The organism is Streptomyces sp. NPDC059564, assembly GCF_042735575.1.
Taxonomy (GTDB): Bacteria; Actinomycetota; Actinomycetes; order Streptomycetales; family Streptomycetaceae; genus Streptomyces.
This window is the reverse complement of record NZ_JBHWBP010000336.1, coordinates 1-8,457: the sequence shown is the minus strand read 5'-3', so window position 1 is coordinate 8,457 and position 8,457 is coordinate 1. Positions and strand designations below refer to the sequence as shown.

Below are 8,457 nucleotides of genomic sequence, written 5' to 3'. Positions count from 1 at the left end.
GCGATCTCCGTGATCTACCCGACCTCTGTCGGCGGCAGCGTCTGTGGTGTTTACGAGTCTGGGAGCCGCCCGCTGCGCCTGGTCGCGCCCGGGGGGGGCGGGGGGGGCCGGACCGGCGTCAGGGGCCGGAACCGGGACGACGGGCACGGCCGGAGCCGGGGCCGCCGCAGGACCCCGGTCCGCGAGGGAACGTACGACTCCGGTCGCCTCCGGCACGGGCGGGCCCATGTGCAGCGGACGGCGCGGGGTCACGGGAGCCGCGGGCGCCGCCGGCGGGACCACGAGGCCGCCGAGGTCGAGCGCACCGCTGTCCCGGCCGCCGGTCTCGTGCGCGCCCGCGCTGTACGCGGCGGGTTCGGCATAGGCGTCGGGGTAGCCGGGGTACGAGGGGTCCGGGAAGACGGGCTGCGGGGGCGCGGGGTAGCCGCCCTCGGCGTAGCCCGGCTGCGGGAAGCCGAGGTGCCCCTGCTCGGGGTACGCGGCCGGCTGCGGGTACTCGGTGTAGACGGGCTCGGCGGGGAACTCGGACGGGAAGGAGGGCACCGGCGGGACCACCTGCGGGTCGCTCCAGGAGCCCTGGCCGCTCGGCATCAGCAGCAGTTCCTCGTCCTCCGCCTCGGCGGGGTCGTCCACGAGGTCCTGGAAGGCGTAGCCCGCCGGGGGCTGGGGCGGCAGCGGGGGCAGCGGCGGAACCGGAGCGGGGATGCCCTGCTGATCCACCATGCCCGCGTTGTCCGGGTGACCCTCGCCCGGGACCTGGCCGGTGTCAGTCATGCGTACCCCTCGCCCATCGGTGTTGCCTCTTCGATCGCCCGGTCGCCCACAGGGCCCGCCGTGCGGATTCTGTCGTGCGGGGTCGCCGTGCGGTACGACGCCTCACGCACGCCTGCACAACAACTCCTGAGCATTGTCGCGCTCGTCGGCCGCCGTGTCGGCCAGAAACCGGCACGGTCCGTTGTGGACTGCGCCACGTCGCGCGTCCTCCCGGGCGGTACGACGATCGGCCAGCCTACCCCGGGCTCCGGGCTAGCGGCTCGGGGGGCGCTCGGCTGCCAGCAGGAACACCACGGAACGGTCCTGTTCGCTCCAGGTCCGGGTGTCGAGGCCCACGGACTGCAGGAGGGCGCACTCGACGGCGTACCCGTGTTCGGTGAGGGTGCGTCCGATGGCCTCGGCTTCGTCGCGCGTGGAGGCGTGGCTGACGATCCGTTCGGGACGCCGGTCGGCGACGGCGGCGACGACCTCGGCGCCGCCTCCGCCGACGCGGACGACGTCGGGCTCGGGCAGGTTCTCCAGTACGTGCGGGGCGCGGCCGGGAACCACCTGGAGCTGCACACCGCGCCCCCGGGCGGCGGCCGTTGTGCGGGCGCAGGCGCTCGGGTCGGCGTCCACGGCGATCACGGCGGCGCCGAGGGCGGCGGCGTCCACGGCGAGGGCTCCGGAGCCGGATCCGATGTCCCAGACGAGGTCGCCGGTGCGGGGGCCGAGGCGGGCGAGCTGGGCGGCGCGCAGGTGTACGGACTCCCCCTCCCCCACGGGCTCCCCGGCGTCGGGGTCCGGCCGGGCCCAGCCGCGGGCGGCGTGGGTGTGCGGGGCCTGGCCGAGCAGCCAGCCGGGTTCGGCGGTGGCGGAGACCTGGCCGGCGCCGCCGATGACGATGACGACGTTGGGGTCGCGCCAGCTGTGGTCGGCGGCCTTGTCGGAGGTGAGGACGGTGACGCGTTCGCGGTCGGTGCCCAGTTCCTCGCAGATGACGAAGGTGCGGTGCACTCCTTCGAGCAGCAGGGCGAGTTCGGCGGGTCCGGCGCCGGGCGAGGTGAGGACGGCGACCTTGCTGTGGGCGCGGCAGACGTTGACGGCGCGGCGCAGGGTGCGCGGGTGGGCGACGACGACCTGGGCGTCGTCCCAGGGCATCCCGGCGCGGGCGAAGGCGGCGGCGACCGCGGAGACGGCGGGGACGACCTCGACTTCCAGGCCGTGCTCCGGAGCGCGCAGGGTGCGTACGACGCCGAAGAAGCCGGGGTCCCCGTCGGCGAGGACGACGGCGGTGCCGCGGTGGCCGGCGATGCGGCGGGCGGCGAGGCCGAGGCTGCCGAGGCGGATGCGTTCGGCGCCGGGCGGGACCTCGGGGAGGGCGAGGTGGTGTGCGGCGCCCGCCACGAGGGTGGCGGCGGAGAGCGCGGACCGGGCGGCCGCGGTCAGGGGTGAGCCGTCCCAGCCGATCACCGTGACCCGGTCGGCCATCGTCGTCAGTCTCCTGAGGTGGGGGCGGGGGGAGCTTCGTCGGGGTCGGGCACGGTGAGACTACCTGGCCATCGGGTCAGTTCCAGTCGGCGCCGACGGCGCGGCCGGGCGCGTCGCCGCGCTGCGCCGAGGCGAATCCGGCGTCGTGGCGCGGGTATCCGCCGCCGCCCTCGTAGCCGGTGTAGCCGTCGTATCCGTCGTAGCCCTCGTAGTCGTCGGCGTCGTCGAGGTCCTCGGGGACCAGGCTCCAGACGATGAGGTCGGTGCGGGTGTCGGTCCAGCTGCCGTCTGCCGCTTGGGTGCGCACTATCCACGCGTTGCGCAGGACGCCTTCGCTGATGCAGCCGATCTTCTGCGCGACCTGCTGGGAGGCGGTGTTGTCGGCGGCGGTGCGCAGTTCGAGGCGTTCGAAGCCCTGGTCGCGGAAGAGCCACTGGGCGATGGCGAGCACGGACTCGCTGGCGTAGCCCTCGCCGCGGGCCCAGGGGGCGGTGACGTAGCCGACCTCGGTGGTGCGGGTGCGCCAGTCGGTGTTCTGGAGGTGGACGATGCCGACGAGGCGCTGGGTGAGGAACTCGGTGACGGCGAAGACGATGCCGCGGCCCTCGGTGCGTTCGGCGTGGGACTGGCGCAGGGCCCAGTCGTGGGCGTCGGCGTGGGTGTAGGGGTGCGGTACGGAGGTCCAGGCGGTGACGTGCTCGTCGTTCATCATCTCGGCGAGCGCCGTGACGTCCTCCTCCTCGAAGGCGCGCAGCACCAGCCGGTCCGTGCTGATGGTGACGTCCGGGAAGGTGGTAGTCATGCGCAGCTCCATGCCGTTGCTGGACCTTTGTGCGGGCCGTAGGCACAGCATGCAGCATCGGCGGTGGGGGGTGGCGGCCGGGTTGCCCGGAAGCGGGCAGCGCTCGGCCCCGTACGCACACCTGGCGTACGGGGCCGATCAGCGGTTCGGGATCAGGCCGCCGGGGCGCCGAAGGCCGGGGTGACCGAGCCCTGGTACTTGTCCTCGATGAACTTCTTGACCTCGTCGGAGTTCAGGAGCTTGGCGAGCTTCTGGACGCGCGGGTCGTTCTGGTTGCCGTCCTTGACCGCGAGGAAGTTGGCGTAGGGGTTGCCCTCGGACTTCTCCAGGATCAGGGAGTCCTTGGCCGGCGAGAGGTCGGCCTCGATGGCGTAGTTGCCGTTGATGACGGCGGCGTCCACGTCGTTCAGGGCGCGCGGGACCGTGGCGGCCTCCAGCTCCTTGAACTCCAGGCCCTTCTTGTCGGTGATGTCGGAGAGCTTGGCGCTGGTGCCGACGCCGTCCTTGAGGGTGATCAGCTTGTTCGCGGCCAGCAGCTGGAGCGCGCGGCCCTCGTTGGTGGTGTCGTTGGGGACGGCGATGGTCTGGCCGGCCTTGAGGTCGGTGAGGGCCTTGACCTTCTTGGAGTAGAGGCCGAGGGGCTCCAGGTGCACGTTCACGACGGGCACGATGTGCGTGCCGTTCTTCTTGTTGAAGTCGTCGAGGTACGGCTTGTGCTGGAAGTAGTTGCCGTCGACCTGGCCCTGCTCGGTGGCGGTGTTGGGCAGGACGTAGTCCGTGAACTCCTTCACCTCCAGCTTGAGGCCGGCCTTGGCGGCGAGGTTGTCCTTGACGAACTTCAGGATGTCGGCGTGCGGGGTCGGGGAGGCCGCGATGACCAGCGGCTTGCTCTCGTCGACCTTGCCGCCGTCCGCCTTGGCCGTGGACGGGTCCGAGGAGCTGCCGCAGGCGGTGAGGCCGAGGGCGAGCGCGGCGGAGGCGGCGGCGAAAGCGGTGAGCTTGATGTTCTTACGCACGAAGAGTGCCTTTCTGGCGGTACGGGTCCGGTGGGGACCCGCTGGTGGTGGCCCAAGCACGACAAGTGCGGGCTCTTCTGTGGGGGAGGTTCAGGCGGTCCGGCCGCGGCGGGCGAGGACGCGTACCACGCCGTCGCCGATGAGCTGGATCACGGTGACGAGGGCGATCAGCACCACGACGGTGGCGACCATGAAGCCGGTCTCGAAGCGCTGGAAGCCGTACGTGATGGCCTTGGAGCCGAGTCCTTCGCCGCCGACCGCGCCGGCCATGGCGGAGTAGCCGACCAGGGTGATGACGGTGGTGGTGACGGCGGCGACCAGCGAGGGCAGGGCCTGCGGGAGCAGGACCTTGCCGACGAGGGTCGGGATGCCGCCGCCCATGGACTCGACGGCCTCGATCAGGCCGTGGTCGACCTCGCGCACGGCCGTCTCGACGAGCCGGGCGAAGAAGGGGATGGCGCCGATCGCGAGCGGGACGATCATGGCGGTGGGGCCGATGAAGGTGCCGACGACGGCCGTGGTGACCGGGATCAGGAAGATCAGCAGGATGATGAACGGCAGCGAGCGGCCGATGTTCACGATCACGCCGAGGACCTTGTTGACCGGCTGGTTCCGCAGCAGGCCGCCCTTGTCGGTGAGGACGAGGAGGATGCCGATGGGCAGTCCGCCGAGGACGGTGACCAGCGTGGACCACAGCACCATGTAGAGGGTGTCGTAGGTGCCCTGGCTGAGCAGGGGCTGCATCTCGGACCAGGTCACTTGGCACCATCCTTGACCAGTGCGGCCAGTTCGTTCTCGATCGCGTCGGCGTCGTCGACGACGTCCACCTGGAGGCCCTGCTCGCGCAGGAAGCCGACGGGCATGACGTTGTCCTCGTAGCGGCCGGGCAGCTCGATGCGCATGCGGCCGATCTGGCGGCCGGCGACGGTGTCCATCGCGGCGCCCAGGATCGAGATGTCGATGTTGTACGTCCGCGACAGCTGGGAGATGACCGGCTGGGTGGCGGCCTCGCCGTGGAAGGTGACGTCGACGACCGTGTGGTCGGGGCCGGTGGCGGCGCCGCTGACCGGGAAGAGTTCGGCGGCGAGCTCGGAGCCGGGGGTGGCGAGCAGCTCGGCGACGGTGCCGGACTCGATGATCCGGCCCCGCTTCATCAGGGCGGCGGAGTCGCAGACGGCCTTGACCACGTCCATCTCGTGCGTGATGAGCAGGACGGTCAGGCCGAGCTGGCGGTTGAGGTCGCGCAGCAGCTGGAGGATCGAGCGGGTGGTCTCGGGGTCCAGGGCGCTGGTGGCCTCGTCGGAGAGCAGCACCTTGGGGTCGCCGGCCAGGGCGCGGGCGATGCCGACGCGCTGCTTCTGGCCGCCGGAGAGCTGGGTGGGGTAGGCCTTGGCCTTGTCGGCGAGGCCGACGAGGTCGAGGAGTTCCAGGGCCTTGCGGGAGCGCTCGCGGCCGGAGACGCCGAGGATCTCCAGGGGCAGCTCGATGTTGGCCTGGACGGTGCGCGAGGACAGCAGGTTGAAGTGCTGGAACACCATGCCGATGCGGCTGCGGGCCTCGCGGAGCTCCTTGCCGGCGCGGCGGCCGCGGCCGGCCAGGGCGGTGAGGTCGACGCCGTCGACGGTGACCGTGCCGGTGGTGGGGCGCTCCAGCAGGTTCACGCAGCGGATGAGGGAGGACTTGCCGGCGCCGCTCTGGCCGATGACTCCGTAGACCTCGCCCTCGCGGACGTGCAGGTCGACGCCGTCCAGGGCGGTGACCTCACGGCCACGGGACTGGTAGACCTTCGTGAGGCCCGATGTGGTGATCACAGGAATTCCGTCGCTGTCGAGTGCACGGCGTGCGGGTGCCGTGCACGGGGCAAACATCTGGGGACGCGATACGGGTCGAACCGGTGGAAAAGGATCGTGTCGACACGTGCGCGGGGCAGGAGCGGTCCGTACGGCGGTCAGGGAGGTGACGGCTGCGGCGGAGCGGCTCGGCCGGTCTCGCTTCGGGGCGCGAGACTGCAGGTGGGGGCCCTCAGAAGGCGCGCATTCGACACATACAACGAGCACCGGGCGTCATCGTCGCCTCGGTCGCAAGGGTGCGGCTGCTCGTCGTGGTCATGGGCCCAAGTAAAGCAGACGTAGTGACTCACCGATCAATGTTGTCCGTATAGCGGACGGATTCCGGCCGCATTACGGACAACATCGGTCACCGCCGGCCGTGCGTCTCAAGCGTCGCCGCGGCGCCCCCGACCAGCGCCGACACGGCCGGGAGGTCCTTGACGAACACCTCCGCGTCGAGCTCCGCGGCCCGGTGGGTTGTGGTCAAGGCCACGGTCGCCATCACGGCGGCGCGGCCCGCACGCCTTCCGGGGGAGCCCGGGGCGAGGGGTGGGCGCATCGGGTCTTTCGGCCCGTAATACCCTCGCTGCATGCTCGACGCCCTGACGGCCGCCATCGCCGCGGCCGCCCTCGCCCTCGCCGCCTGGTGCGGCCACGCCGTATGGCGGGACCAGCCGACCAAGGACTGGCACTTCATCGGCATGGCCGTGGTGACCGTACTGGTCCTGGCCCAGCTGGCGGTCGGCCTGGTCCAGCTGGCCCGGGGCGAGGAGCCGGAACAGGGCACGGTGCTGTTCGTGTCCTATCTGCTGGGCGCCTTCGCGGCGGTCCCTGCCGCCGGGATGCTCTCGCTCAGCGAGCGGACCAAGTGGGGTTCGGTGACGGTGGCCGCGGGCGCGGTCGTCCTCGCCGTCCTCGAAGTACGGCTCTACGACATCTGGGGAACCGCCGGTGCCTGACGACACGACGACCGCCACGGGGACCGGCTCCGCGCCCGCCGCGCGCAAGCGGCTGGTCTCCGGGCCGGGGCTGCTGCTGGTCTGGCTCTACGGGGTGATGGTGGTCGGCGCCGTGTCGCGCTCCGCCTACCAGATGTCCACCGAGTTCGACCGGGCGCCGCTCGCGTACGCGCTGTCCGGCGCGGCGGCCCTGGTCTATGCCTTCATCACGTACTCGCTCGTGCGCGGCGGGGAGACGGCCCGCAAGGCGGCGCTGGTGTGCTGCGTGGCGGAGCTGGCGGGGGTGCTGGCCGTCGGCACCTGGACCCTGGTGCGGCCCGAGGCCTTCCCCGACGCGACCGTGTGGTCGGACTTCGGGATGGGCTACCTGTTCATCCCGGTGATCCTGCCGGTGACCGGCATGCTCTGGCTCCGCGCGAAGCGGTAGCGCCGGCTGCTCGCCGTGCCGGCCGGGGCCCGTCGTTCTGGTCGGGCCGTCCCCGGTCCGGGGACGGCCCGCGAGCCCGTGGGGCTCAGGCGCTGACCGCGAAGTCGGAGGCCTGGGCGGCTTCCTTCTCCAGGATCACCAGGTGCACGCCGTCGGAGGCGGTGCGGTTGCCGACCTGCGCGTAGCCCGCCTTGCGGTAGAGGCGCAGGTTCGACTCGCTCTTGACGCCGGTGTGCAGGCGGAAGCGGGTCGTGCCGCCGTGGCCCGCGAGGGCTTCCTCGACCCCGCGCAGCAGCCGGGCGCCGAGCCCGTGGCCCTGCAGGCGCGGATGCACGCACAGCTTGGCGATGCTCGCGGTGCCGTCCTCGCCGACGCTGCCCCGCACCGTGCCCACGACCTCGTCGCCCAGCCGGGCCACGAGAACGGTGTCCGACGCCAGTTCCGCCTTGAGGGAGTCCAGGGACTGGGTGAGGGGCTGGATGAGGTAGTTGCCGTACAGCTCGGCCTCCCGCTGGAACGCCAGGTACTGCAGCTTGAAAATCTGCTCGGCGTCTTCGGCGGCCGCCGCCGAAATGGTCACGCTCATGCCCATGTGCGCATGCCTCCCGCTCACCTGGTGGCTCTCCGGTCTAACGCTCCCTTCCCCGAAGGCCAGGAGCCTCAACCTCTGCAGCCAGCATTCTGCGCAGACATCCCAGGCAACGGGAACGGACCGGTCCCAAACTTCCTTGTGAGATACCCAACTCTCCTGCGATTTCACGGTAGGTGAGGTCCCTCGGCGACAAAAGTGCGCCTATCAGCTGAGGGCAGCGTCCCGGCAATCGGGCGACCGCCGATCGGAGGGCCCGGTTCTCCTCCCCGTGCAGCAGGGCGTCCTCCGGCTCGCCGGCCGGGGCGGCGGGCGTGGGCGTGGCCGCGTACGGGATCTCGCGGCGGGTCCTCCTGCGGGCGAGCCGGGCCTCGGCGCGCACCGCCCGCCGCAGCCAGCGGGCGCGGCCGGTCGGGTCGGGGGAGCGGGGGCCGCGCTCCAGCAGCCTGACCCAGACGGCTTGTTCCAGGTCGGCGGCGTCCACCCCGGCGGCGGGGGCTTCGGCGGCCGCCTCGGCGGAGAGCAGCGGGCCCAGCTCCTTGAGCAGGTCGGGTTCCTTCAGCAGGTCCATGCCGGGCGGGACGAGTGTGC

9 protein-coding genes and 1 pseudogene are annotated in these 8,457 nt (G+C 72.0%); 2 read left to right on the top strand and 8 right to left on the bottom strand.

What is annotated here, in order from left to right:
* From ACFV0Q_RS34130 to ACFV0Q_RS34105, 6 genes and pseudogenes are all read right to left on the bottom strand, one after another.
* Window positions 1-774 (bottom strand): annotated as a pseudogene (locus ACFV0Q_RS34130) (hypothetical protein); the annotation flags it as partial.
* Window positions 775-1,026: 252 nt separating this feature from the next.
* Window positions 1,027-2,244, bottom strand: coding sequence for a precorrin-6y C5,15-methyltransferase (decarboxylating) subunit CbiE (cbiE, locus tag ACFV0Q_RS34125; RefSeq protein WP_385010781.1), 1,218 nt, complete (start codon window positions 2,242-2,244; stop codon window positions 1,027-1,029).
* A gap of 76 nt (window positions 2,245-2,320) precedes the next feature.
* Window positions 2,321-3,046 carry a GNAT family N-acetyltransferase gene (locus tag ACFV0Q_RS34120; RefSeq protein ID WP_385010780.1) on the bottom strand — a complete coding sequence of 242 codons (726 nt, stop codon included), beginning with the start codon at window positions 3,044-3,046 and terminating at the stop codon, window positions 2,321-2,323.
* Window positions 3,047-3,198: 152 nt separating this feature from the next.
* Complete coding sequence (locus ACFV0Q_RS34115; RefSeq protein ID WP_385010779.1) at window positions 3,199-4,062, bottom strand: MetQ/NlpA family ABC transporter substrate-binding protein; 864 nt, start codon at window positions 4,060-4,062, stop codon at window positions 3,199-3,201.
* A gap of 90 nt (window positions 4,063-4,152) precedes the next feature.
* Window positions 4,153-4,821 carry a methionine ABC transporter permease gene (locus ACFV0Q_RS34110; protein WP_385010777.1) on the bottom strand — a complete coding sequence of 223 codons (669 nt, stop codon included), beginning with the start codon at window positions 4,819-4,821 and terminating at the stop codon, window positions 4,153-4,155.
* Window positions 4,818-5,873 carry a methionine ABC transporter ATP-binding protein gene (locus ACFV0Q_RS34105; protein ID WP_385010775.1) on the bottom strand — a complete coding sequence of 352 codons (1,056 nt, stop codon included), beginning with the start codon at window positions 5,871-5,873 and terminating at the stop codon, window positions 4,818-4,820. Before ACFV0Q_RS34105 ends, ACFV0Q_RS34110 begins: the two co-directional genes overlap by 4 nt.
* A 608-nt stretch (window positions 5,874-6,481) precedes the next feature.
* On the opposite strand from ACFV0Q_RS34105, the gene ACFV0Q_RS34100 reads away from it, so the two are divergent.
* Window positions 6,482-6,850 carry a hypothetical protein gene (locus ACFV0Q_RS34100; protein ID WP_385010773.1) on the top strand — a complete coding sequence of 123 codons (369 nt, stop codon included), beginning with the start codon at window positions 6,482-6,484 and terminating at the stop codon, window positions 6,848-6,850.
* Window positions 6,843-7,277, top strand: a complete 435-nt coding sequence (locus ACFV0Q_RS34095) for a hypothetical protein (protein WP_385010772.1) — start codon at window positions 6,843-6,845, stop codon at window positions 7,275-7,277. Before ACFV0Q_RS34100 ends, ACFV0Q_RS34095 begins: the two co-directional genes overlap by 8 nt.
* A gap of 85 nt (window positions 7,278-7,362) precedes the next feature.
* On the opposite strand, the gene ACFV0Q_RS34090 is transcribed toward ACFV0Q_RS34095, so the two are convergent.
* The gene (locus ACFV0Q_RS34090) at window positions 7,363-7,869 is read right to left on the bottom strand and encodes a GNAT family N-acetyltransferase (protein WP_385010770.1); all 507 of its coding nucleotides are present in this window, start codon (window positions 7,867-7,869) and stop codon (window positions 7,363-7,365) included.
* A gap of 37 nt (window positions 7,870-7,906) precedes the next feature.
* Window positions 7,907-8,437: a sigma-70 family RNA polymerase sigma factor gene (locus ACFV0Q_RS34085; protein ID WP_385010783.1), complete on the bottom strand. Its 531-nt coding sequence runs from the start codon at window positions 8,435-8,437 to the stop codon at window positions 7,907-7,909.
* Window positions 8,438-8,457 lie beyond the last annotated feature (20 nt).

What these genes read in the sequence shown, in the direction of transcription:
- cbiE (WP_385010781.1), bottom strand. Translation starts at nt 2,244, where the DNA reads ATGGCCGACCGGGTCACGGTGATCGGCTGGGACGGCTCACCCCTGACC.
- ACFV0Q_RS34120 (WP_385010780.1), bottom strand. Translation starts at nt 3,046, where the DNA reads ATGACTACCACCTTCCCGGACGTCACCATCAGCACGGACCGGCTGGTG.
- ACFV0Q_RS34100 (WP_385010773.1), top strand. Translation starts at nt 6,482, where the DNA reads ATGCTCGACGCCCTGACGGCCGCCATCGCCGCGGCCGCCCTCGCCCTC.
- ACFV0Q_RS34090 (WP_385010770.1), bottom strand. Translation starts at nt 7,869, where the DNA reads ATGGGCATGAGCGTGACCATTTCGGCGGCGGCCGCCGAAGACGCCGAG.
- ACFV0Q_RS34085 (WP_385010783.1), bottom strand. Translation starts at nt 8,437, where the DNA reads ATGGACCTGCTGAAGGAACCCGACCTGCTCAAGGAGCTGGGCCCGCTG.